Annotated in this window: 25 protein-coding genes; 16 read left to right on the top strand and 9 right to left on the bottom strand. The window is 42.8% G+C overall.

Annotation, left to right across the window (positions count from 1 at the left end; translation table 11 throughout):
- Nucleotides 1–147: 147 nt before the first annotated feature.
- The 9 genes from B4U37_RS21200 to rluF form a co-directional block, all read right to left on the bottom strand.
- Entirely contained in the window at nt 148–2,094 is a 1,947-nt protein-coding gene (locus tag B4U37_RS21200) for an ABC transporter permease (protein ID WP_088019953.1), read from the bottom strand.
- Complete coding sequence (locus B4U37_RS21195) at nt 2,084–2,845, bottom strand: ABC transporter ATP-binding protein (protein WP_088019951.1); 762 nt, start codon at nt 2,843–2,845, stop codon at nt 2,084–2,086. The genes B4U37_RS21200 and B4U37_RS21195 overlap by 11 nt, the downstream gene beginning before the upstream one ends.
- A 95-nt stretch (nt 2,846–2,940) precedes the next feature.
- Entirely contained in the window at nt 2,941–3,945 is a 1,005-nt protein-coding gene (locus B4U37_RS21190) for a sensor histidine kinase (RefSeq protein ID WP_088019949.1), read from the bottom strand.
- The gene (locus B4U37_RS21185) at nt 3,938–4,633 is read right to left on the bottom strand and encodes a response regulator transcription factor (RefSeq protein WP_088020391.1); all 696 of its coding nucleotides are present in this window, start codon (nt 4,631–4,633) and stop codon (nt 3,938–3,940) included. The genes B4U37_RS21190 and B4U37_RS21185 overlap by 8 nt, the downstream gene beginning before the upstream one ends.
- A 131-nt stretch (nt 4,634–4,764) precedes the next feature.
- On the bottom strand, nt 4,765–5,838 hold the full coding sequence (locus B4U37_RS21180; RefSeq protein ID WP_088019947.1) for an ABC transporter substrate-binding protein: 1,074 nt from the start codon (nt 5,836–5,838) through the stop codon (nt 4,765–4,767).
- Entirely contained in the window at nt 5,835–6,641 is an 807-nt protein-coding gene (locus B4U37_RS21175) for an ABC transporter permease (RefSeq protein ID WP_088019946.1), read from the bottom strand. Before B4U37_RS21175 ends, B4U37_RS21180 begins: the two co-directional genes overlap by 4 nt.
- Nucleotide 6,642: 1 nt before the next feature.
- A complete protein-coding gene (locus B4U37_RS21170; protein WP_088019944.1) occupies nt 6,643–7,446 on the bottom strand; it encodes an ABC transporter permease in 804 nt (267 codons plus the stop codon).
- On the bottom strand, nt 7,436–8,548 hold the full coding sequence (locus tag B4U37_RS21165) for an ABC transporter ATP-binding protein (RefSeq protein WP_088019942.1): 1,113 nt from the start codon (nt 8,546–8,548) through the stop codon (nt 7,436–7,438). Before B4U37_RS21165 ends, B4U37_RS21170 begins: the two co-directional genes overlap by 11 nt.
- Nucleotides 8,549–8,696: 148 nt before the next feature.
- Nucleotides 8,697–9,404, bottom strand: a complete 708-nt coding sequence (rluF, locus tag B4U37_RS21160; RefSeq protein ID WP_088019941.1) for a 23S rRNA pseudouridine(2604) synthase RluF — start codon at nt 9,402–9,404, stop codon at nt 8,697–8,699.
- A gap of 391 nt (nt 9,405–9,795) precedes the next feature.
- On the opposite strand from rluF, the gene B4U37_RS21155 reads away from it, so the two are divergent.
- The 16 genes from B4U37_RS21155 to deoC all read left to right on the top strand — a co-directional run bounded on the left by B4U37_RS21155 (nt 9,796) and on the right by deoC (nt 22,819).
- The gene (locus tag B4U37_RS21155; protein WP_088019940.1) at nt 9,796–10,902 is read left to right on the top strand and encodes a BMP family lipoprotein; all 1,107 of its coding nucleotides are present in this window, start codon (nt 9,796–9,798) and stop codon (nt 10,900–10,902) included.
- A gap of 368 nt (nt 10,903–11,270) precedes the next feature.
- The gene (locus B4U37_RS21145) at nt 11,271–12,794 is read left to right on the top strand and encodes an ABC transporter ATP-binding protein (protein WP_088019937.1); all 1,524 of its coding nucleotides are present in this window, start codon (nt 11,271–11,273) and stop codon (nt 12,792–12,794) included.
- Complete coding sequence (locus B4U37_RS21140; protein ID WP_088019935.1) at nt 12,791–13,876, top strand: ABC transporter permease; 1,086 nt, start codon at nt 12,791–12,793, stop codon at nt 13,874–13,876. The genes B4U37_RS21145 and B4U37_RS21140 overlap by 4 nt, the downstream gene beginning before the upstream one ends.
- A gap of 3 nt (nt 13,877–13,879) precedes the next feature.
- Nucleotides 13,880–14,830, top strand: coding sequence for an ABC transporter permease (locus B4U37_RS21135; protein WP_010197704.1), 951 nt, complete (start codon nt 13,880–13,882; stop codon nt 14,828–14,830).
- A 275-nt stretch (nt 14,831–15,105) separates the two neighbouring features.
- Nucleotides 15,106–16,056 (top strand): DNA-binding transcriptional repressor DeoR, encoded by a 951-nt coding sequence (locus B4U37_RS21130; RefSeq protein WP_088019934.1) that lies wholly within the window; start codon nt 15,106–15,108, stop codon nt 16,054–16,056.
- A gap of 4 nt (nt 16,057–16,060) precedes the next feature.
- Nucleotides 16,061–16,750 (top strand): phosphate propanoyltransferase, encoded by a 690-nt coding sequence (locus B4U37_RS21125; protein WP_198317059.1) that lies wholly within the window; start codon nt 16,061–16,063, stop codon nt 16,748–16,750.
- On the top strand, nt 16,728–17,447 hold the full coding sequence (locus B4U37_RS21120) for a hypothetical protein (RefSeq protein ID WP_088019932.1): 720 nt from the start codon (nt 16,728–16,730) through the stop codon (nt 17,445–17,447). The genes B4U37_RS21125 and B4U37_RS21120 overlap by 23 nt, the downstream gene beginning before the upstream one ends.
- Before the next feature lie 251 nt (nt 17,448–17,698).
- Entirely contained in the window at nt 17,699–17,998 is a 300-nt protein-coding gene (locus B4U37_RS21115) for a EutN/CcmL family microcompartment protein (protein ID WP_088019930.1), read from the top strand.
- A 2-nt stretch (nt 17,999–18,000) separates the two neighbouring features.
- Nucleotides 18,001–19,434 carry an aldehyde dehydrogenase family protein gene (locus B4U37_RS21110; RefSeq protein WP_088019928.1) on the top strand — a complete coding sequence of 478 codons (1,434 nt, stop codon included), beginning with the start codon at nt 18,001–18,003 and terminating at the stop codon, nt 19,432–19,434.
- Between the two features lie 125 nt (nt 19,435–19,559).
- A complete protein-coding gene (locus B4U37_RS21105; RefSeq protein WP_029326563.1) occupies nt 19,560–19,838 on the top strand; it encodes a BMC domain-containing protein in 279 nt (92 codons plus the stop codon).
- 11 nt (nt 19,839–19,849) lie between these two features.
- Nucleotides 19,850–20,689: a triose-phosphate isomerase gene (gene tpiA / locus B4U37_RS21100; protein WP_088019926.1), complete on the top strand. Its 840-nt coding sequence runs from the start codon at nt 19,850–19,852 to the stop codon at nt 20,687–20,689.
- 3 nt (nt 20,690–20,692) lie between these two features.
- The gene (locus tag B4U37_RS21095; RefSeq protein ID WP_010197694.1) at nt 20,693–21,148 is read left to right on the top strand and encodes an RpiB/LacA/LacB family sugar-phosphate isomerase; all 456 of its coding nucleotides are present in this window, start codon (nt 20,693–20,695) and stop codon (nt 21,146–21,148) included.
- A 16-nt stretch (nt 21,149–21,164) separates the two neighbouring features.
- Nucleotides 21,165–21,449: a EutN/CcmL family microcompartment protein gene (locus B4U37_RS21090; RefSeq protein ID WP_088019924.1), complete on the top strand. Its 285-nt coding sequence runs from the start codon at nt 21,165–21,167 to the stop codon at nt 21,447–21,449.
- Nucleotides 21,450–21,725, top strand: coding sequence for an ethanolamine utilization microcompartment protein EutM (eutM, locus tag B4U37_RS21085; RefSeq protein WP_088019922.1), 276 nt, complete (start codon nt 21,450–21,452; stop codon nt 21,723–21,725). It abuts the gene before it with no gap.
- Nucleotides 21,722–21,985, top strand: a complete 264-nt coding sequence (locus B4U37_RS21080; RefSeq protein WP_029326561.1) for a EutN/CcmL family microcompartment protein — start codon at nt 21,722–21,724, stop codon at nt 21,983–21,985. Before eutM ends, B4U37_RS21080 begins: the two co-directional genes overlap by 4 nt.
- A 186-nt stretch (nt 21,986–22,171) precedes the next feature.
- Nucleotides 22,172–22,819, top strand: coding sequence for a deoxyribose-phosphate aldolase (gene deoC / locus B4U37_RS21075; protein WP_088020389.1), 648 nt, complete (start codon nt 22,172–22,174; stop codon nt 22,817–22,819).
- Nucleotides 22,820–22,866: the final 47 nt, after the last annotated feature.

The raw sequence follows: 22,866 nt of genomic DNA, 5'->3' as shown, positions 1-22,866 counted from the left end.
ACTATAAGACTATTAATAAGGGAAGTCAATAAGTAATTGAGAAATAATATCAATGAAATTGTTATATTTTCTCTACGCTAATGCTTCAACGATTAGGAAGGCTGGAAGAGGCATAAAAAATAGGAAAGGGACGAATCCCTTTCCTGCTTAAAGTGCATCTTTAATCACTCTTTTATAGTAGATAACAGAGAGTAATCCGAATATCGAATAAAGCCCCGTATAGATGATCATGACGATAATCATCGGCGTCCATACTTCGGTTCCAAAGAAGAACCAGCCTGACTGAACGGCAAAATAGCTGTGAAGCAAGCCGACAATAAGTGGTATCCCAAAATTGAAAAGCTGTTTAGCTTGTATCCCTCTGAGTAAATCCCATTGTGTGAAGCCGAGCTTCCGTAAAATGGTATAGTTTGGCCGTTCTTCTTCACTTTCATCCACCTGTTTAAAGTAAAGAATGCAACCGGATGTGATTAAGAATGTCAGACCGAGGAATCCAACAATAAACATGACAAATCCCATGTTGTTTTTCATGCTGTTGCTTGTAAGTAACTGAGACTCATTTGGCCAAGTGTTCGCTAAGTCAAGCTCTGTGAAAATGGTGTTGGCGTGGTCTAAATCCTGCTCGTCAGGGATATCAATTCCCGTATATAGGAAAGAAGATCTCTGAATTTCTTGATCTAGGTCATTTGATAGCTTTTCCATGACAGATTCATCCACCACTACTACTGGAAATCCGCTAAATGTATAGGGAGAAGATAATATGAAATCATCCCTTAATTCTAAATAATCCAGAGGAATCCGCTCCGTCTTACCTATCAGCTCAATCCTACCTGAGTCTTTAAAGGTGATTAAGGAAGAAAGCGCACTACTGTATCCGCTAAGTATCGCCTCTCCTTCTGATAGTTCAAGGCCATCCACGGAACTTTCTCCAATCACAGCTGTTTGGAGAGAACCTGGATCGACATTGAGTCCTTCCGTATCTGAATTTAAAACCTCTTCCATATTCACATTAGCTTGATACACTTCTATCTCCTTTACGGTATAGGAGATTTCTTCGTCTTCCAGTGCTTTTTTAAACGTGGCGGCATCCTCTGAATGGTAGATGGAGAAATCATTAGGTACATTTCGCTCGGCAGATTTTTCCGCAGAATAATAAGAGATATAGCTTAAAGACAATAGCCCGATTGCTAACGCTGAAACGGTAGTAATGACCGTCAACAAGAAGGCGTTCGACTTCATCCGGAACATGATGGAAGAAAGGGACAAGACCTCATTGATTGATAAATAGCCACCTTTTTTCTTACGGATTAAATGAAAGATAAATCGAACAGAGCCTTTATAAAATAAATAAGTTCCGATAATAACGGAGCCGAGGATATAAATCATGGTCAGAAAGAGGATGTTAACAGAGGACAAATTTCCGTCGAACATTCTCGAAGATATATAGTAACCAGAGCTAATAAGGACCAATCCAGCTATGCCAATAAGGATCTCCCAAACGGAGATTTTTTTAACCATTTCCTCTGAGGAAGAAAGGACGCGAAACAAGGAGAGAATGGTCTGCTTTTTGATAAAAAGATAATTCATTGCCATGATCAGCACAAAGATACACCCAAACACCAGTAGCGTTTGATTTAGCGCTTCAGGGGAAAAGCGCAATTCAGCTGCTGAATCAACACCTGTAACTTTAAACAAAATCAGTAAAATAAGCTTAGAGAATGAAAAGCCGGCTAAAACGCCAAGTAAGGTGGAAGAGAAATAAAGGATAAAATTTTCCATGGTCAAGATGCGAAAAATCTTTCCTTTTGTCATCCCGATCAGTTGGAATAGCCCAATTTCCTTGCTGCGACGCTTGATGAAGATAGTGTTGGCATACAGCAAAAAGACAGAGACAATGGCAATCAATAATACAGAGGCAGCTTTTATCGCACCTGCTCCTTTTACTGTACCTTCCGCTGCATCCATGGAAGGGTCGAATTGCAAGGTGACAAAGGAAAAATAAAGAGCGACAGTGAACACCAATGCAAAGACATATAGTAGATAATTTTTAATATTCTTTTTCAGGTTACGGAGGATCAATTGATTAGTGCTCATATTGCACCCCGCTAAGCACACCTTGAGTGCGCATGATGTCCTTGAAAAAGTCCTGTCGTGTTTCATCTCCTTTATTCAGTTGCGTGTAGACTTGCCCGTCTTTGATAAAGATGATTCTGCTGCAATAGCTTGCTGCGACAGGATCGTGTGTCACCATAATGATGGTTGCTTTTCGTTTTTTGTTCAGGTCGCTGAGCTTGTTTAACAAGTCAGAAGCGGCTTTGGAATCTAGTGCACCTGTTGGTTCGTCTGCAAAAATGATGCTTGGCTCATGGATGAAGGCTCTCGCTGCAGAGGTTCGCTGCTTTTGTCCGCCGGAGATTTGATTTGGATATTTGTCCTTTATATCAAAAATTCCAAGCTCGTCCGCTACTGCCTGAAACTTCTCGTCGGCTATCTTTTTGGATACTTTAGCTACGGACAGCGGCAATAGGATATTCTCTTTTACAGTTAAAGTATCAAGCAGGTTATATTCCTGAAAGATGAATCCAAGATGGTGCTTCCGGAACTCTGCCAGCTGTTTTTCCTTAAGGGTGGTAATCTCTTTGTTGTTGATTCGAATGTTACCTTCTGAGACTTTATCTATGGATGATAGGACGTTGAGTAGGGTGGTTTTCCCAGAGCCGGAAGCCCCCATGATACTCACGAACTCGCCTTCTTCTAATATTATATCGATTCCTTTTAGTACTTCTTGCCTGTTAAATCGATTACCGTAGCTTTTTTGTATATTTGAGGCATGCAAGATGGTCATGCTTTCACTCTCCTTTTCTATCACCATTATAAAACGGAGATATTTCCATTTCCTTCGATTCACCTAACAAAATGAAGAAGCGTGTGACAGTTTTGTCACATGCTCCAAACGTTGGTGAACTGGTTAGTTTTTGAGAAGGTAAGGGTAAAAGTAGACCCTTTAGATAACGCGGATTCAACAGTAATGGTGATGGAAAGTGCATTTGCTGCCTGTGTGGCTAAATATAAGCCCATTCCTGTTGCTGCCTGGTTATGATGGTTAGAAGTGGATGTGAATCCTTTTTCAAAAATCCTTGGCAAATCACGGTTGCTTATCCCCACCCCATAATCTGTAATGGATAGCTTTATCATGCCGTCTTCAGTAAAGCTTTTTATTTCTATGTCGCCTGATTCACTATACTTGACCGCATTCGTAAGAAATTGCCTGATGACAAAAGAAAGCCACTTGCTGTCACTCCATACAAATTGCTCCTTCAGATCTACTTCAAAACCAATCCCCTTTTGAATGCACCAAGATTGCAGTGTTTTAATTTCATCAAAAATAATGGTTTCCAAATCTGCTTTTTCCACGAATAAATCATTTTCCATGGATGAAATTCTTCGAGAGTGAAGCTGCTGATCTAACAGCAAGTGGATCCGAAGCCACTCGAAGGTTATTTGCTTTTTCAATTTAAGGTCTTCAAGTCTATCAACCATCAGCTTCATCGCGGTCAATGGAGTTTTCACTTCATGTATCCAGGCCAACAAATCTTGCTTTTCCTGATCGAGCTCTAAAGTTTGCCGGGAAAGTTGTTGCTTCTGGTGATAGATGAAATCTGTTAATGATTTCTGAACAATTTCTTCAAAAGGACTCTTAGCTTCTGTCATTTCTGAAAGGTCCATTGCAGGATTTAACTCCTTTAACTCCTTGTAATATGCTGCCTCTTTTTGATAGCGAAAAAAAAGGAAAATTATTAGCAAGAGGGTAGAAAGGAAGTTGAAGTAAAAGATGGCAGTCAAGCTGACGGACGCATCTAAATAGGCAATAAAGATAAGTAAAAGCTGAACGGATATAAAAAACACGATCCAACTTCTCTTTTCTTTCAAATAGGTCTTAATCATGAATGGAATCTCCTTCAAGAGCGATATACCCCTGGCCGACCTTCGTTTCAATATATTTACCAAGTCCTATTTGCTCCAGATGCTTGCGAAGTCGATTTACATTAACAGTTAACGTATTATCACTTACAAAGCGTTTATCATCCCACAACCGATTAATCAATTCATCGCGACTGACAATCTTGTTTTTATTTTCAATCAGTGAACGAAGGATAAATAGTTCATTCTTCGTCAACTCAATCGTTCCCTTTTGATTGGATACGGTGTTTTTTTCAAAATCAATCGTTGCCCCGGCCCACGTTTTTAAGTTAATCGGCTCGGCACTGTATTGATATACCCGTCTGAGCGTTGCCTGTATTTTGGCGATGAGCACATCAAAATGGAAGGGCTTTTGCACAAAATCATCGGCACCAAGTTGCATAGACATAACCATATCCATCGGGTGGTCCCTTGATGAAAGGAAGATGATTGGCACCTTGGAATGGTTACGGATCATCCGGCACCAGTGAAAACCATCATACTTTGGCAGCTGAATATCTATAATCACAAGGTCAGGCTTAATTTTTGTGAAATCTTGAAGTATCGCATTGAAATCAGTCACTCCGTGAACATCATAGGTCCATTGAGTCAATCGCTCCTCCATCTCTGAAAATAAAGTTTTATCGTCTTCTATAATAAAAATTTTGAACAAAATACCCATCTCATTTCCATTTGTAAATAGTTCCTTTTATTGTAGCCGAAAAAGGAGAGGCAATCTAATCGAAAGAGGAAATAATCAAGAAAAATGCCACTTTCCAGGAGGAAAGTGGCATCCAATCAATGTTACTTACCGTGCATCTTAAACTCTAAAAACAGCTCATTATAATAAGCAAGATTTCTTTTTCCGAGGTTCTCATACACCTCAAGCTTCTCAGTCAGCTCTGGTGGCGGATAGAATCGTTCGTCACCTGTCAGCTCTTCATCTAAAAGCGGCATTGCGGCCTTATTTGGTGTAGAGTAACTCACATAATCCGTATTTTCGGCTGCTACTTCCGCTTCTAACATAAAGTTGATAAACTGATGTGCGGCTTCTACATTCTTGGCCGTTTTCGGAATGACCATGTTATCAAACCACAAGTTTGATCCTTCTACGGGAACGACATATTCAAGGTCTTCGTTTTCCCACATCAATTCAGCAGCAACTCCAGACCAAACAAGTCCGATGGCAGCTTCTTCATTTTCAATTAGCATGCGGTTCTCATCGCCGACAATCGCTTTGATATTCGGAGTAAGTGTGTCGAGCTTTCTTTTTGCTTCAAGCAGATGCGCTTTATCCGTATCATTTAGAGAATAGCCTAAACTGTTTAGTGCCATTCCCATCACTTCACGGGCACCGTCTATCAGGAGAATTTCATTTTTTAAATCCTCATCCCAAAGGTCGTTCCAGCTGGTGATCTCTTTTCCATCTAACATAGAAGGGTTGTAGACAATCCCTACCGTTCCCCAGAAGTAAGGCACAGAGTATTTATTTTTCGGATCAAAAGGGAGATCCATGAAACGCTCGTCAATGTTTCCAAGATTCGGTAGCTTAGCATGATCCAGCGGAATCAGCAGATCTTCTTGAATCATTTTATCAATCATGTATTCTGAGGGAATCGCAATATCATAAGTGGTTCCGCCTTGTTCTATTTTTGTTTTCATCGCTTCGTTCGAGTCAAACGTTTCATAGATGACCTTCACACCGGTTTCCTCTTCAAACTGCTCGACCACATCCATGTTGATATAGTCGCCCCAGTTGTAAATGGTCAATGTATTTCCGCCAGAATACCCTTGAGCGGAATTCAATTCAGTGATGGCATACCAAAGGACAGCTGAAGCCAAAACGACCGCGACTGTAAACTGTACAAGCTTCTTCATCGTCTGACCCCCATTCCAGTAGGCTTATTACGAACTGTGATGAAGTAGTACACAATCACAAGAACGATGGTGAACAGGAATAGTAATGTAGATAGTGCGTTAATGTTTAATGCAATTCCCCGGCGCGCAAGAGAGTAAATTTCAACAGAAAGGGTGGTAAAACCGTTTCCTGTCACAAAGAATGTAACGGCGAAATCATCTAGGGAATAGGTCAGCGCCATAAAAAATCCGGCAAATATTCCCGGTGTGATATATGGCAGCACAACCTTTCTCATTACATCCCAGCGGCTAGCTCCTAAATCATGGGCCGCATCAATCAAGGTTGGACTCATTTCCAATAGCTTTGGCAGTACCATTAACACAACGATGGGTACACAAAAGGCAATATGGGATAACAGAACAGAGAACATGCCAAGCTTGATTCCGGCCATCGTAAAGAGAATAAGGAAGGAAGCGCCGATAATAACGTCAGGACTGACAATTAATACGTTATTTAAAGATAATAACGTGTTTTTGGTTTTCCTATTTTTAAAAGAATAAATAGCGATTGCTCCCATCACTCCGATAACGGTGGAGATCAGGGCCGAAAGTAAAGCGATCAATAGCGTGTTCAATACAATGATTAGTAGTCGCGTATCAGCAAAAAGCTCTTTATACCAATCCAATGTAAAGCCTTCAAAATCATACATTGTTCCTCCGCTGTTAAACGAGTAAAACACAAGGAAGAAGATAGGAAGGTAAAGAATCGTAAAAATCAAGACGAGAAATAACGTCGATAATGGAGATGTTTTTCTATTACCCATGTTAGATTCCTCGCTTTCTGCTGCCAGTCAATTTCATGAAAAGGAACATGATGATAATTAAAAATACGGCAATGGTCGAACCCATTCCCCAGTCTTGAGTGACAAGGAAATGTTGTTCTATCGCTGTTCCAAGGGTAATCACCCTGTTACCGGCAATCAATCTTGTAAGCATAAACAAGGATAATGCCGGGATAAAAACAATCTGACATCCGACCTTTACTCCGTCCAATGTAAGAGGCAATGTGACCCTCCAAAACGTTGTTAGGCGGGATGCACCTAAGTCATTTGCAGCATCAGTTAGTGTCGGATTCAGTTCATTTAAAGCGTTGAAAATCGGCAGGATCATAAATGGAATGAAAATATAGACCGAAACAAACACAAAACTGAAGTCTGTGAATAATATCTGCTGGGAACCGATCCCAATTACTTCTAAAAAGCTGTTGGCCATTCCATAAGTACCAAAGATACCTAGGAAGGCATAAGCTTTTAAAAGCAGGTTGATCCAAGAAGGAACAATAAGCAACAACAGCCACAAATATTTGTGACGGGTTTTTGTTAATAATAATGCCGTCGGATAGGCTATCAACAGGGTAATGGCCGTGATCAGAAAGGCATACCAAAACGAACTCAATGTCATTTTTAAATAGACGGGAGTAAAGAATTTTTGATAGTTTTCTAGTGACAAGGCGCCCTCTATATTAAAAAAAGAATAATAGAGAACCAGTAATATCGGCGCTATGACGAATAGCGCAATCCAAAGAGCATACGGGATAAAGTAAAGATTTTTCGTTACTCTATTTTCCATGGCTCGCTCCGGTTATATGGGAATACCCCTCTAAGCGTCTGTCAAAATCCTCTTCTGACTCGCCAAGTCGCATAACATGAATAGCTTCTGGGTCAAAATAAAGTCCAATTTGATCGCCGACAGAAGCCTTCTTCGTAGAATGAACAAGCCACTCGTTACCTTCTTGGTCATAGCTGCTTATCTCATAATGAACACCACGGAACAGTTGAGAATCTACTCGAACTTGAAGCTTTCCTTCTGCTGGTGTGGTGATTGCCAAATCCTCAGGTCGGATGACAATGTCCACTTTTTCGTCGTCCTTCAAACCCTTGTCCACACATTCAAATTGCTTGCCGGCAAATTCCACAAGGAAATCCTTGATCATTCGCCCTTCTACTATATTGGATTCACCAATAAAGTCTGCAACAAATCGGTTGATCGGCTCATCATAAATATCTGTTGGCGACCCGCTTTGAATAATTTGCCCTTCATTAAGGACGAAAATCTCATCTGACATCGCAAGGGCTTCTTCCTGATCATGGGTAACGAAAATAAACGTAATGCCAAGGCGCTGTTGAAGTTCTCTTAATTCATACTGCATTTCCGTACGCAGTTTTAGATCTAGTGCGGATAATGGTTCATCTAGCAAAATAACTTCCGGTTCATTAACGATCGCACGCGCAATTGCGACACGCTGGCGCTGACCGCCGGACATCTCCCTGATTTCACGAGATTCAAAGCCTTTAAGGTTAACGAAACTAAGCGCTTCTGTTACTTTCTTTTCAATATCAGCCTTTTTCATCTTTTTGATTTTCAGCCCAAAAGCGACATTTTCAAATACATTTAAGTGAGGAAAAAGAGCATAGTCTTGAAAGACCGTGTTCACCTGGCGTTTATTGGCAGGAACATTATTAATTTTCTTCCCGTTAAAATAAATATCCCCCGCAGTTGCCTCCGTAAAGCCGGCAATCAGACGAAGGATCGTCGTTTTCCCGCAACCGGATGGGCCGAGCAGGGTATAAAACTTCCCGCGTTCTATCTCAAAACTAACATCGTTAAGCACAGCAGGATCATTATCAAACTGCTTGCGCACATCTTTAAACTGAATAATGGCGTTAGTCATAGCAACCTCCCTGTATATCAAAAGTCAAATATATTAAGACGAATATTAATTCATGATTCGGGACAATTATACAGGAATTACCTGAAAAAACAATATAAAAAATGCTTGTCCCACAACCAATTTATGGTCAGTGAGACAAGCATTTTTATTACCATTCTTTCGGCTCATAATTCAACTCAGCAAACAACTGGCGTTTTTCCTTTTTGCTAAGGTCGCGCCACTGTCCCATCGGCAAGTTACCAAGCTCGATATTCATGATCCGGGTGCGCTGCAGCCTTAATACCTCATACCCAAGTTCCGCACACATGCGTCGAATCTGACGGTTTAACCCTTGCGTCAAAATAATCTTAAAATCAAATTTAGATAGTTGCTCCACTTCACATGGAAGCGTTTTGGTTCCTAGTATCTTGACACCCTCAGACATCTGCTTCACAAAGTCCGGAGTAATCGGCTTATCAACAGAGACGATATATTCTTTTTCATGTTTGTTTTCAGGGCGTAAAATTTCATTGATGATATCTCCGTCGTTTGTTAATAAAATCAGGCCTTCTGATTCCTTATCAAGACGCCCAATATGAGAAAGTCGCAGAGGATGATTTACTAGGTCAATGATATTTCCTTTTACTTTCTTTTCCGTGGTGCTGGTGATGCCAATAGGCTTGTTCAAAGCGATATAGACATTGTCTCTGGCAATTCGGATGATTTGACCGTTCACCAATACCTCATCTCCGGGGTTTACTTGACCGCCGATTTTGGCAACCTTGCCATTGATCTTCACTTTGCCTTCCTCAATCAGCTTATCGGCTCCGCGCCTTGAAGCAACACCTGAGTCACTTATAAATTTATTTATTCTCATTCTAGTACACGTCCTTATATGAAAAATGAACTCACTCTTATATAGGAAGAGGAGAGGAAAGTTTCTGTCTATGTACCCTATCATACAATAAACAAAGGACCGCTTACAAATGCACGGGCAACCAGATAAATGCGTGGAGGTTTTATGCGTCTTTAGCGCTTTAAAGGGGAGCGGGCCAGACCCCTTTTATGTAATTTCTACCATTGAAAATGCTAGAAACCTAGTATTTATCTGCAAATTTTCGACAATTTTCTTATCTAGGTATTTTTATTCATGAAAATATGTTCATCTTTGAAAAACATATATTGAAATATTGGAAGTTTACGAATATAGTAATGATAGTAAGGGTTTTCAATTTACTATAAATTTATAATTTTGGGGGAGTTAAGGCATGAAAAAGGGTTTAATTGCAACGATCATCACTGTTTTAACCACGATGATCTTTTTAGTAGGTTGCGGTACGGACAACAATGGTAGTTCTGACACTGCTTCTGGCGATGGCAGCGGTTCTGACTTAATGGTCGGAATGGTTACAGATGCTGGGACAATCGATGACAAATCTTTTAACGAAGGAACTTGGAATGGGATTCTTCAAGCAAAAGAAGACTTCGGCATTAAAGAGAAATACTTAAAGCCGGCAGGTACTACAGAAGCTGACTACATGCAAGAAATTACAAACTTATATGATGCAGAATTTAAATTTATTGTTACTCCTGGATTTAAATTTGAAACAGCGGTTTTCCAAGCACAAAGTCAATATGAAGATGCAAAGTTCGTCCTAATCGACGGATCTCCACATAATGGCGATTTCAACCCAGTAGTGGGTGAAAATACAGTATCTATCTTCTTCGCAGAGCACGAAGCTGGATTCTTAGCTGGTGTTGCTACGGCTCTTGAGTTAAAAGAAGGCGAAGCTGGATTCATCGGTGGTATGGAAATTCCTCCAGTTCAAAAGTTCAACTGGGGCTTCCAACAAGGTATTGCGTATGCTAACGAAAACTTAGATACAAATGTAAGCATTAAAGAAGAAAACGTCGTGTACCAAGGTACATTTGACGATGTAGCTGCAGGTCAGCAAATTGCTGGAGCAATGTTTGACCGTGGTGTAAATGTAATCTTCGCAGCAGCGGGTGGAGTTGGCGTTGGGGCAATCAACGAAGCGAAAACTCGGGTTGAAGGCGGAGACGATGTATGGATGGTCGGTGTAGACGTTGACCAATACGAAGAAGGAAAAATGGATAGCGGTGATTCTGTAGTCTTAACTTCTGCAATGAAGAAAATCGACACAGCTGCAGCTGATATGATCAAAGCAGAAATCGATGGAGAGTTCCCAGGTGGCGAAACTCTTACATTTGATGCGAAAAACGATGGTATTGGACTTCCTGAAGAAAATCCAAACTTAAGTGATGAAACAACTACTAAAGTTGATGAGATCTTTGAACTAATCAAATCCGGTGAAGTAGAAGTATCTGCTGAGCAAGGCGATTTGATCAAGTAATACGTGCATTACCTAGCGTAATCATCTAGAGCAAATTCGTTTGCTAGATTCAGATTGATAAAGAAAAGGCGGGGTGACCCGCCTTTTTTAATGCAAATGTAAGAGGTTAGTTGTCTGTCCTCTTGGGATAAATAAACTGTTTTGGCAAAGTTATTGGAGTTTATGGAGTTTTTGGAATTAGTGGATTGGAGTGGAAGCCACTTGACTCCTGCGGGAGATAGAGGGAAACGAGAGACCCCGCAGGCAAAGCCGAGGAGGCTCTCGGCCCTCCCCGAGGAAAGCAAGTGGCTGCTACGAAAAGAAACGGGACAACTTATAAACGGTAACCTTTGTGAAAAAACCAAAAACAAAAAAGGGAGAATCACTCTATGGACTATGTAGTGGAGATGCTCAATATCCGGAAAGAATTTACTGGAATAGTTGCCAATGATGATATTACACTTCGTCTGAAGCAAGGGGAAATTCACGCCCTTCTTGGAGAAAATGGTGCCGGGAAATCAACGCTGATGGCTATTTTGTTCGGTATGTATCAACCGGATAGAGGATCTATAAAAATAAATGGCAAGGAAATGAAAATTGCCAACCCTAATGTCGCGACAAAACTCGGTATCGGGATGGTCCACCAACACTTCAAGCTGGTCAGTAATTTTACGGTAACAGAGAACATTATGCTTGGTTCCGAATTGCATAAAATGTATGTGCTTGATAAGAAAACAGCCAGCAAAAGAATTGAAGATTTGTCTAAAAAATATGGCTTGAATGTGGATCCACATGCCAAAATTGAAGACATTTCCGTTGGCATGCAACAGCGTGTTGAAATTCTGAAGATGCTTTATCGTCAGGCTGACGTACTTATTTTGGACGAGCCTACTGCGGTTCTTACTCCTCAGGAAATTGAGGAACTGGGTAAGATTATGAAGAACCTTATCGCAGAAGGTAAATCCATTATTATTATCACGCACAAACTGAAAGAAATTAAGGCGATGGCGGACAGGTGTACAGTTATCAGAAGAGGAAAGACAATTGGCACGGTAAATGTGGCGGAAACGTCCAAAGAACAAATGGCTGAAATGATGGTTGGACGTGAAGTCAACTTTAAAGTCGACAAAACAGAAGCTACTCCAAGCGACGTTGTATTAAAAATGGACAATGTTTCAGTAAAGAAGGGCAAAGATGTGGTAGCCCTTAAAAACCTGTCTTTAGAACTGAAAAAAGGCGAAATTCTAGGAATAGCAGGGGTAGACGGTAATGGTCAGGCAGAAATAGTGGAAAGCATTACTGGCTTGAAGCAAGCGGACTCCGGAACCATTCTTTTTGAAGGAAAAGACATCACCAAAATGCCGGTTCGTTCTAGAATCGCAAGCGGGATCGCTCATATTCCGGAAGACCGTCACAAGCATGGACTAGTTTTAGATTATACAATTGAAGAAAATATGGTTTTAGAATTGTACCATAAAGAGCCATACTCCAAACGTGGCGTCCTTAATTTTGCTGCGATTAAAAAACATGCAGATAATATTATTAAAAACTTTGATGTCCGTTCTGGTGAAGGCGGTAAGTCCATTGCCAGGTCCCTTTCAGGCGGTAACCAGCAAAAGGCGGTAATCGGGCGGGAGATCGAATTAGATCCGACTCTGCTTATTGCTGTTCAGCCGACGCGTGGACTTGATGTTGGTTCGATCGAATACATCCACAAAAGACTTGTGGAACAACGAGACAAAGGGAAAGCTGTTTTGCTAGTGTCCTTGGAACTAGATGAGGTATTGAATGTTTCAGATCGCATCGCTGTTGTGAATAATGGCCAACTAGTTGGAATCGTGAATGCAAAGGAAACAAACGAGAACGAACTTGGTCTGATGATGGCAGGCGTGATGAAGGGGGAAGAAGAATGAGAAATGGCATAATCTCGTTGCTTGCTGTCCTTTTCGGTTTGATTGCAGGTGCGATATTGATGGCAGTCACAGGAAACAATCCTGTGGAAGGATATAAATATTTATTTGAAGGCGGATTAAAGAATCTTTCGAGAATCGGAAACACGCTTGCAACAGCGACACCGCTTATTTTCACTGGTCTATCGGTAGCATTTGCTTTCCGTACCGGCTTGTTTAATATCGGAGCGGCAGGACAAATGCTCTTTGGTGGTTTTTGTGCTGTTGCGGTCGGACTGACTTTTGATTTGTCCAGACCAGTACTGTTAGTAATGATGGTCGTGGCAGGTTTTATCGGGGGAGCACTTTGGGCTTTTATCCCTGGTCTTTTGAAGGCAAAGTTCAACGTACATGAAGTAGTATCAACGATCATGATGAACTGGATTGCCTACTGGACGGTATATTATGCGGTTCCTGCCTACTTTAAGGGCGAGTTTTTGGAAACAGAATCTAAAAAACTACCAGAATCCGCATCGTTACGAACACCAATTTTAACAGAAATGTTTGATGGCTCTTATATTAACCTTGGTTTATTTATTGCTGCGATTGCAGTGATCATCTTCTCTTTTATCATCAATAAAACTACGCTTGGTTATGAGTTGAAGGCGGTTGGATTTAACCGTGATTCAGCGGAATATGCCGGTATTGCAGTAAACAGAAGTATCGTTACTTCCATGGTTATTGCCGGTGGTTTGGCTGGTCTTGGGGGAGTGGCATTCTATGCAGGAAATGCGACAAGTATCCAAATCGGTATTTTACCTACCCAAGGTTTTGATGGAATTGCGGTAGCACTTTTAGGTGCAAACACAGGTATCGGGGTATTGTTAGCAGCTATTTTCTTCGGTCTTCTTTATTCCGGTCGCGGATTTATGAACGCGATGACAGAGATTCCACCTGAAATAGCAGATTCTATCATTGCAATCATTATCTATTTCGCAGCAACAAGCATCTTAATAGATCGCATGATTCGTTTCTTTATTAATAAAAAGAAAAATAGACAACCGGTAGCAACTCAAAACAATGCTCAAAAGAAGGAGGAGGTATAAGGTATGTGGACAGTGATTCAACAAATAGCACCGTACGCAATCATCTTCACTATCCCTCTTTTGATCACAGCGCTAGGAGCTTTATTCAGTGAGCGAAGTGGAGTTGTTAACATTGGTTTAGAAGGATTAATGGTCATTGGGGCATTTACTGGAGCGCTTGTCATTTTGAACATGCAGGAAATGATGCCTGGCCAACAAAAAGCAATCTGGATCGGTCTGGCACTTGCTACTTTGATGGGATTATTGTTCTCCCTTCTTCATGCGTTTGCAAGTATTAACCTTCATGCCAACCAGATCATCAGTGGTACAGCCATCAATATGATTGCTGCAGCTATCACGGTGTTCTTGGCACGTAATATTACAGGTAGCGGAAACATCCAAATCAGCACATTAAAACCTTTTAATGTTCCTTTCTTATCGGATATTCCAGTGATAGGTAGTTTGCTATTCACTAGAACGTATGCAACAACATGGCTTGTTCTAGCTATTTTGCTAGTAAGTGCATTCATGCTCTATAAAACACCTTTCGGACTGCGCCTTCGTTCATGTGGTGAGCATCCACATGCAGCAGAAGCAGCAGGAATCAGCGTAAGTAAAATGCGTTATATCGGCGTTATGATCTCCGGAGCGTTCTCAGGTCTGGGTGGTGCGGTCTTCATCGTAACAACTGGAGGAGAATTTAACGGAACAGTAGCTGGACTTGGTTTCTTGGCACTTGCTTCCTTAATCTTCGGGCAGTGGAAACCGCTTGGAATTCTGGCGGCAACTCTGTTCTTTGGTTTTGCTACTACGGTTGCGAACGTTTCACAGGTAATTCCTTCTTTAGCTGTCATTCCGCCAGTATTCTTGAAGGTATTCCCATACGTTGTAACGTTAATTGCGTTAATCGTGTTCTCTAAATCCTCTCAAGCTCCAAAAGCGGTAGGAGAACCATTTGATTCTGGAAAACGATAAAATTTTCAAGACACGCTCTCTTTTTATAGAGGGCGTGTTTTTTGTTACTTAAAATATTAAACGCTTACATATCTGACTATTTAAAATAAAATATATTGACAGAATTTTTACTAGGTTTATAATTAAATTAACATATGTTCAAAGGTGAGTTTACAAGTGTTCACTACAGTGCCGGATTTCCTAGAATAACTCTATCATTCTACAAGATTCTTCATGATTCTAAGCAATTTTGTATAACTTCAATGAACATAATTTGAAAATCGGGTGAAACGAGTATGCAAAATGAAAAGATAGCCCGTTTAGTAGAAGTGGCTAAAATGTATTACCTCTTTAATTATAGCCAACAGGAGATTGCCAAAACGCTTGGCGTCTCACGCCCTACTGTATCGCGGCTTTTAGATCAAGCCAAACAGGACGGAGTTGTACATATCAAGATTTGTGATCCAACAGAAGATGTGAATGGGCTGGCTTCTCAACTAATAGAAAGATTTAGGTTGAAAGATTGTGTGGTTGCCTCCGTCCCTGCGTATGAAGATAGTCATATTAAGCAAAAAGTTGGGGAGGCAGCAGCCGAGTATTTATATGGCATCGTTAAAACGGGCGATACGATCGGTATTACTTGGGGTACGACACTCTATCAATTGTCTCAGCAGCTCAATCCTAAAAGTGTGCATGATGTGAAAATCGTGCAATTGAATGGTGGCGTCAGTTATTCGGAGTTAAATACGCATGCCGCTGACATTATTAATGGACTGGCAACGGCTTTCCATACTACACCACATTTCCTCCCTGTCCCGGCAGTTGTCGATCATCCAGTCGTAAAGCAGGCAATTGTGGCTGACCGCCATATTAACAAGGTTCTAGAGCTTGGTAAAAAGGCCAATATCGCTGTCTATACAGTAGGGGAAGCTGGAGAACAATCCACTTTGATGAGAGCAGGTTACTTTTTAGACAGCGATGTGGAGACGTTAAAGAAAAACGAAACAGTCGCAGATATTTGCTCACGGTTCATCGATATAAACGGACACATAAGCAATCAATCATTAAATGAACGAACAATAGGCGTTGAGCTTACACACCTTGCAGAAAAGGAATATAGCATTCTCGTTGCAGGCGGAAACAAAAAGGTAGAAGGAATCATGGGGGCACTGAACGGTAAGTATGCCAATGTCCTCATCACCGATCAATATACGGCAAAAGCTTTGTTGGAAATGGGGGAGGGTTAAAATTATGGATCGAGCAACCATAAAGGCACTGGTGCAAGAGGTGGTTCAAAACACGATGCAAACAGCCAAAAAACAGGTCCCGATTGCTGTATCCAACAGGCATGTCCACTTGTCTCCCGAGCATGTGGAGCGGCTGTTCGGGCGGGGCTATGAGCTGAAAAAGCTAAAGGACCTTTCTCAGCCTGACCAGTTTGCCGCAAAAGAAACGGTCACACTAATCGGTCCAAAAGGGAGGATCCCTAATGTACGGGTTTTGGGCCCGGCACGAGGCAAAACGCAAGTGGAAATCTCTCTTTTTGACGGGTTTACATTAGGCGTTACGCCGCCGATTCGTCAGTCTGGAGAGTTAGAGGGGTCAGAATCTATCATTCTCATGGGTCCAAGAGGTCAACTGAAGTTGGACGAAGGATTGATTTGTGCCTCCCGTCATATCCACATGCATCCAGATGACGGAGAAAATTTTCGCGTGAAAGACGGAGACATGGTGGATATAAAAGTCGATGGTCCCAGAGGCGTCACTTACACCAATGTTCTTATTCGAATCTCTCCAACATACAGGCTGGAAATGCATATCGATCTCGATGAGGCGAATGCGGCCAACATAAAGAATGGCCAGCATGGCGAAATCACTGCCATAAAGTGTTCTCCAGATACGGAGGGAGGTTGTGGCTGTGGATGTAAAGGAAAAGGTTAAGGAGCTTGTCAGGCAGGCGGTCGAAACTTACATGTCCGAGCAGGGAAACAGTCAGGAAAAACCGACCATCACCGTTCTTTTAAATTATTTCTCCAGTAATCCAGAACTTATTTTGAAAGCGGTTACGGAAATCAAGCAGTCCTTCCAAGTGCAATTAGTAGCTTCAAAGGAGTGGGAGGAACTGCTTAAAGGGGAGCAGGATGTTTTGTCTTTGGACCAAGCAGACTACCGACAATTAGAGAAGCTTTGGAATTTCACAGACCTGCTTATCTTGCCGGTTGCCTCTTTTCAATTAGTATCAAAGCTTGCATTGATGGTGGATGATGATCGAACGTCTTACACAGCGATCCAATTTCAGTTGTTAGGCAAGCCAATCGTCATTGCCCACAACGAAGTCGAGCTTGGGGTATACCAACAGATCCTTGCACCACATTCTGTTCAGGAAAAATTGCAAAGTTACTTGCGCACCACCCAAAAAGACCAAGTGAAGTGGGTCCCGTTAAAGCAACTTTTACGGACAGCCAAAGAACAGCATCAACAGTATAAAGATAAACAACCACTTATCATGGCAAAACACATTGAACATGCAGCAAGAGAAAACGTAAAAACCATCACCGTTCCAAAAGAAAGCAAAATCACCCCCGTCGCCAAAGACATGGCCAGAGAAATGAAGATTGAGATACAAAAAGAAACATAGGTATGAAGAGCCTAGTGGATTGGAGCGGAAGGCACTCGACTCCTCGAAAATGCTACGCATTTTCTTCGTGCGATGTTTCGCTGCCGAAGCCTTCCTTGTCCTGCGGGGGAGTAGCGACAATGTTGAGACCCCGCAACGAAGTGAGGAGGCTCAAGGTCGCCCCGCGGAAAGCGAGTGCCTGCAGCGAAAAGGAACGGTTAACATTAACCAAACCAAAAACATCATGCTCCTAGAAAGGAGGCAACGAACTCATGATTATTGCAAAAGTGACAGGATCCATCGTCGCCACCACCAAAGCGGAAAAACTCAAAGGGAAAAAGCTGCTAATCGTCACCCCGCTAGACATGAAAAACATCGAAGAAGACGGCAAGCCCATTGTTGCCATCGACACCGTTGGCTCTGGCGTGGGTGAAGTGGTATTAATCGTTAGCGGAAGTTCTGCGAGACAGACAGAAATTACGAACGGGGTACCGGTCGACGCCGCCATCGTGGGAATCGTTGACCAAATCGAGCTAAACGGCACCCTCACCTTTTCAAAAGGAGGTAATTGATTGTGCAAATTAAGGAAAGCGATATAAAGGAAATGGTTGCGCAAGTCCTTGCCCAGCTTGGAAATGAAAGTAAGCACCCCACATCTGCTTTAGAACAGGGAAACAGCGAGATACCGCTAGGAAATGGTGTGTTTGCAACCGTTGACGAAGCAGCAGATGCTGCAACAGAGGCATGGGACAAGCTGAGGGCAACTTCACTTGAAACAAGAAAGAACATGATAGAAAAAATGCGGGAAGTAAGCCGTGAGCAAGCAAAATCACTGGCAGAACTCGCAGTAAAAGAAACAGGACTTGGTCGGGTGGAAGACAAGGTGGCGAAGAACCTCTTGGCTGCTGATAAAACACCTGGAGTGGAGGACATTGTTGCCACCACCTATTCCGGGGACGGGGGTCTGACCCTTGTGGAATACTCACCGGTTGGCGTGTATGGAGCCATCACCCCATCCACGAACCCGGCAGCAACTATCATCAATAACTCTATTTCTCTAGTTGCGGCAGGAAATGCGGTTGTTTTTAACCCACACCCAAGTGCTAAACAAGTATCTATTAAAACGATGCAGCTATTGAACGAGGCGATTGTAGCTGCAGGAGGACCAGCCAACACCCTCACTTCCGTTGCCAGTCCAAACATAGAAACTTCTAACGAAGTGATGAAGCACCCGAAAGTAAGAGCTTTAGTCGTCACTGGCGGCGGCATCGTGGTACAGGCGGCAATGAGTGCCGGAAAAAAAGTAATCGCCGCTGGCCCTGGAAACCCACCGGTGGTCGTGGATGAAACAGCCATTATCTCCAAGGCTGCCAAAGACATCGTAACCGGCGCAAGCTTTGATAACAATGTACTTTGTACCGCGGAAAAAGAAGTGTTCGTGGTCGAAAAAGTAGCAAACAGCTTAAAAAGCGAGATGGCCAAAAATGGAGCCGTCGAGTTGAAAGGTTACCAGCTGGAAAAGCTTCTGGGGAAGATTTTAGTTAAAAAAGGCGAGAAATACTATCCGAACCGCGATTTTATCGGAAAGGACGCATCGGTCCTGCTCGAAGCGGCAGGCATCAGAGCTGATGCAAACGCCAAACTCATCATTGCTGAAACAAAGGAAGATCACCCACTGGTGCACACAGAAATGCTGATGCCAATCCTGCCAATAGTTAGAGTGTCAGATGTGGATAAAGCAATCAGCCTGGCAGTCAAAGCTGAAAAAGGCAACCGCCACACTGCCATCATGCATTCTCAGAATGTCACCAACCTGACAAAGATGGCAAAAGAAATCCAAGCGACCATTTTTGTGAAAAACGGTCCGTCTGTTGCAGGTCTTGGCTATCAGAGCGAAGGGTTTACCACCCTTACCATCGCAGGTCCGACGGGAGAAGGGCTGACTTCAGCCAAAACCTTCACCCGCCAAAGACGTTGTGTGCTGGTAGACGGCTTCAGAATTATTTAGGAGGGGGATGAAAAATGGCAGAACTGAATGAACTACCTCAAGAGGGACAGCCTGTAGAACCACCTAAAAAAGCAAAAAAGCAAACAAAATCCAAAACTATTAAACAACCATTAGGAGGAATTCAAATGAGTCAAGAAGCATTAGGAATGATTGAAACAAAAGGTCTAATCGGGGCAATTGAAGCGGCAGACGCAATGGTTAAAGCAGCGAACGTAACACTTGTAGGAAAAGAATTCGTAGGTGGCGGACTTGTAGCAGTAATGGTACGCGGTGATGTAGGAGCTGTAAAAGCGGCAACAGAAGCTGGCGCGGATGCAGCAGGAAGAGTTGGAAACTTAGTATCTGTACACGTCATCCCACGTCCAAACTCCGAAGTAAACGGAATTCTACCGGCAGCGAAATAAGGTAGAGTAGGATGGATCAATCCATAAAAGCCTATATCAAACAACTTGTACAAGAGGCAATAGAGCAATCCGCGAGTTCCTTGAACAACTTGCCACCAGGTACCGGCAGGAAACAATACGTCATCGCCAATTGGAAAATGAACAAGAACATCCAGGAAACACTGGAATTTTTACAACAGCTTAAAGAAGGAAACGGAGTTGAAGTGGTGGTTTGTCCGCCAGCCCCACTCCTGTATCCCGCCAAGCTTTACGTACAAGGACAAAAGAAAGAGATACAAATTGGTGCCCAAAATGTTCACCAAGAAGATAAAGGCGCCTACACAGGGGAAACGGCAGCAAGCCTGTTAAAGGAGATCGGTTGCTCCCACTGCATCATCGGACACTCTGAAAGAAGGCAATATGCACAAGAAGATGATGCAACCGTGAATCAAAAAGCAAAACAAGCCTTAAAAAGGGGCCTGACCCCTGTCATCTGCATTGGGGAAACATTGGAACAAAAGCAACAGGACCAAACAGAAAAGGTGCTGACCAAGCAAATACTCGGCGCCATGGATGGAATGGATGTGTCGCAGGTCGTATTCGCATACGAGCCGGTTTGGGCAATCGGAACCGGGGAATCAGCAACAGCGGCGGAAGCTCAGCGTATTCACGGATATATCCGCTCTGTGCTTGAATACTTGGACGTACAGAACGCAGAGAAGGTCAGCATTTTATATGGCGGATCTGTAAATGAAAACAATGCACAAGAATTCGCTTCTATGACGGACATCGATGGAGTACTTGTCGGCGGTGCGAGTTTGCAGGTGGATTCTTTTCAGAAAATAATCGCTGTATTTGCCAAAGGAGCGTAGAAAATGAAAAAAGTTGCAATCGGTAGCGACCATGGTGGATACGAGCTAAAAGAGGCTTTGAAAGGCTACTTGACGGAGCTAGGATACGAATACCTTGATTTTGGCTGCAAAGCGAAAGAATCAGTGGATTACCCGGATATTGCATTCCTTGTTGGGGAATGCGTCGCGACTAATCCAGATTACGTTGGCATCATGATTGATGGAGTAGGCGTTGGGAGCGGAATGGTATTGAATAAGATACCGGGTGTCCGAGGAGCTGTATGTTGGGACTTGTCCTCTGTCATTAACAGCCGCGAGCACAATAACGCGAACGTTTTATCCATCGGTGGCCAATTCATCGGGGAAGGCCTTGCCAAGCAATTGGTGAAAAAATGGCTGGAAACTGATTTCGCTGGCGGCCGCCATGACCGTCGTGTCACCAAAGTAATGGAAATCGAAAGTCGTTTTATTAAACGCTGAAAGCAGGTTTAAGTCTATGTTCGTAGCAAAAGTGATTGGAAACATGATCTGTACCCATAAAGACGAGAGCTTGAAGGGGTTGAAGCTATTAATCGTCCAACCAGTAGATGATCAGTTGCAGGATAAAGGAAAACCACTTGTTGCTATTGACACAATCGGTCAATCAGGAGAAGGGGACCTTGTTTATCTTGCAAAAAGCAGGGAATCCTCTCTGCCATTGAACAAAGACCTTGTCGCATCAGACGCGGGAATACTTGGAATCATTGACTATTACAACGTAAAACGAATGGAGGAAATATAAATGAGCAACGCATTAGGGATGATTGAAACAAAAGGTTTAGTAGGGGCAATCGAAGCAGCAGACGCTATGATGAAGGCAGCAAACGTATCGTTAGTAGGAAAAGTTCAAGTGGGCGGCGGATTAATCACTGTCATGGTACGCGGTGATGTAGGAGCTGTAAAAGCGGCAACAGAAGCAGGGGCAGATGCAGCGCAACGTGTTGGCGAATTCCTATCCGTGCATGTGATCCCAAGACCACATTCCGATATCGAAAAAATCCTTCCTACCACTCTATGAAACTAGCAAAAGTCGTTGGAAATGTCGTTTCGACGATTAAAACACCAAGTCATCAAAACAAAAAGCTCATGGTCGTTATTCCAGTGGACGCGAGCGGCAAGGAGTGCGGCGATGCCATGATAGCCTTCGACCGCTTTCACGCAGGAGCCGGCGACTATGTGCTCATACTAGAAGAGGGTGGAGCGGCAAGAGATATATTAGGAGATCCAAAAGGTTCTTTTGATGCCGTCATTGCCGGAATTGTCGACCGATTAAATTAATGCGAGGTGAACACAATGCAAATGGAAGCATTGGTGGAACAAATTACGAATCAAATCATGGAACAACTGACAAATAAACAACAGCTTGCAGAAGGAAAACCTGCAGCTTCCAATACTACTTCAACAAACGGGAATTCTTTTACAAATGCCTCATCCAACCTGATCACAGGACCTTCTATTGCAAGAATGATCGACCATACGCTACTAAAGCCGGAAAGCACAAAAGAGCAGGTCGTCAAGCTTTGTGAAGAGGCGAAAGAATATAACTTTGCAACAGTATGTGTGAATCCTTTCTGGGTGTCCACGGCTGCTCAAGAACTGAAGGGTTCCAATGTGGGTATTACAACGGTAGTCGGCTTCCCGCTTGGTGCTACCAACAGTTTTGTAAAAGTTTCTGAAACACGTGATGCGATTGCAAGTGGAGCAACGGAGATTGACATGGTCATGAACATCGGTGCCCTTAAATCCGGCGACTTTGAAACCGTCAAAAAAGACATCGAAGCGGTCGTGCTTGCTGCTAAAGGTCATGCACCAGTTAAAGTCATCATCGAAACAGGTCTTTTGGAAACAGAAGAAAAGAAAAAAGCATGCATTCTAGCAAAAATGGCCGGAGCGGATTTCGTCAAAACTTCTACAGGCTTCGGACCAGGCTGTGCAACAGCAGAGGACATTAAGCTTATGCGCGAAGCAGTCGGCCCTGACATTGGTGTTAAGGCGTCTGCATGTGTACGTGACCTGGATACGGCAAGAAAGCTTGTGCAGGCAGGTGCTACAAGAATCGGTGCTAGCTCCGGAATTGCGATTGTTACAGGCGGAAAAGGGACTGGATATTAAGACTAGATTGGATAACAGGATGCTTTCGATGCAAGTTCATCGGTGTC

This window comes from Sutcliffiella horikoshii, assembly GCF_002157855.1.
In the GTDB taxonomy this organism is placed as follows: Bacteria; Bacillota; Bacilli; order Bacillales; family Bacillaceae_I; genus Sutcliffiella_A; species Sutcliffiella_A horikoshii_C.
The sequence above is the reverse complement of the archived record's forward strand: the minus strand, read 5'-3'. Positions and strand labels throughout refer to the sequence as shown.

What these genes read in the sequence shown, in the direction of transcription:
- B4U37_RS21200 (WP_088019953.1), bottom strand. Translation starts at nt 2,094, where the DNA reads ATGAGCACTAATCAATTGATCCTCCGTAACCTGAAAAAGAATATTAAA.
- B4U37_RS21195 (WP_088019951.1), bottom strand. Translation starts at nt 2,845, where the DNA reads ATGACCATCTTGCATGCCTCAAATATACAAAAAAGCTACGGTAATCGA.
- B4U37_RS21190 (WP_088019949.1), bottom strand. Translation starts at nt 3,945, where the DNA reads ATGATTAAGACCTATTTGAAAGAAAAGAGAAGTTGGATCGTGTTTTTT.
- B4U37_RS21180 (WP_088019947.1), bottom strand. Translation starts at nt 5,838, where the DNA reads ATGAAGAAGCTTGTACAGTTTACAGTCGCGGTCGTTTTGGCTTCAGCT.
- B4U37_RS21175 (WP_088019946.1), bottom strand. Translation starts at nt 6,641, where the DNA reads ATGGGTAATAGAAAAACATCTCCATTATCGACGTTATTTCTCGTCTTG.
- B4U37_RS21170 (WP_088019944.1), bottom strand. Translation starts at nt 7,446, where the DNA reads ATGGAAAATAGAGTAACGAAAAATCTTTACTTTATCCCGTATGCTCTT.
- B4U37_RS21165 (WP_088019942.1), bottom strand. Translation starts at nt 8,548, where the DNA reads ATGACTAACGCCATTATTCAGTTTAAAGATGTGCGCAAGCAGTTTGAT.
- rluF (WP_088019941.1), bottom strand. Translation starts at nt 9,404, where the DNA reads ATGAGAATAAATAAATTTATAAGTGACTCAGGTGTTGCTTCAAGGCGC.
- B4U37_RS21155 (WP_088019940.1), top strand. Translation starts at nt 9,796, where the DNA reads ATGAAAAAGGGTTTAATTGCAACGATCATCACTGTTTTAACCACGATG.
- B4U37_RS21145 (WP_088019937.1), top strand. Translation starts at nt 11,271, where the DNA reads ATGGACTATGTAGTGGAGATGCTCAATATCCGGAAAGAATTTACTGGA.
- B4U37_RS21140 (WP_088019935.1), top strand. Translation starts at nt 12,791, where the DNA reads ATGAGAAATGGCATAATCTCGTTGCTTGCTGTCCTTTTCGGTTTGATT.
- B4U37_RS21135 (WP_010197704.1), top strand. Translation starts at nt 13,880, where the DNA reads ATGTGGACAGTGATTCAACAAATAGCACCGTACGCAATCATCTTCACT.
- B4U37_RS21130 (WP_088019934.1), top strand. Translation starts at nt 15,106, where the DNA reads ATGCAAAATGAAAAGATAGCCCGTTTAGTAGAAGTGGCTAAAATGTAT.
- B4U37_RS21125 (WP_198317059.1), top strand. Translation starts at nt 16,061, where the DNA reads ATGGATCGAGCAACCATAAAGGCACTGGTGCAAGAGGTGGTTCAAAAC.
- B4U37_RS21115 (WP_088019930.1), top strand. Translation starts at nt 17,699, where the DNA reads ATGATTATTGCAAAAGTGACAGGATCCATCGTCGCCACCACCAAAGCG.
- B4U37_RS21105 (WP_029326563.1), top strand. Translation starts at nt 19,560, where the DNA reads ATGAGTCAAGAAGCATTAGGAATGATTGAAACAAAAGGTCTAATCGGG.
- tpiA (WP_088019926.1), top strand. Translation starts at nt 19,850, where the DNA reads ATGGATCAATCCATAAAAGCCTATATCAAACAACTTGTACAAGAGGCA.
- B4U37_RS21095 (WP_010197694.1), top strand. Translation starts at nt 20,693, where the DNA reads ATGAAAAAAGTTGCAATCGGTAGCGACCATGGTGGATACGAGCTAAAA.
- B4U37_RS21090 (WP_088019924.1), top strand. Translation starts at nt 21,165, where the DNA reads ATGTTCGTAGCAAAAGTGATTGGAAACATGATCTGTACCCATAAAGAC.
- eutM (WP_088019922.1), top strand. Translation starts at nt 21,450, where the DNA reads ATGAGCAACGCATTAGGGATGATTGAAACAAAAGGTTTAGTAGGGGCA.
- B4U37_RS21080 (WP_029326561.1), top strand. Translation starts at nt 21,722, where the DNA reads ATGAAACTAGCAAAAGTCGTTGGAAATGTCGTTTCGACGATTAAAACA.
- deoC (WP_088020389.1), top strand. Translation starts at nt 22,172, where the DNA reads ATGATCGACCATACGCTACTAAAGCCGGAAAGCACAAAAGAGCAGGTC.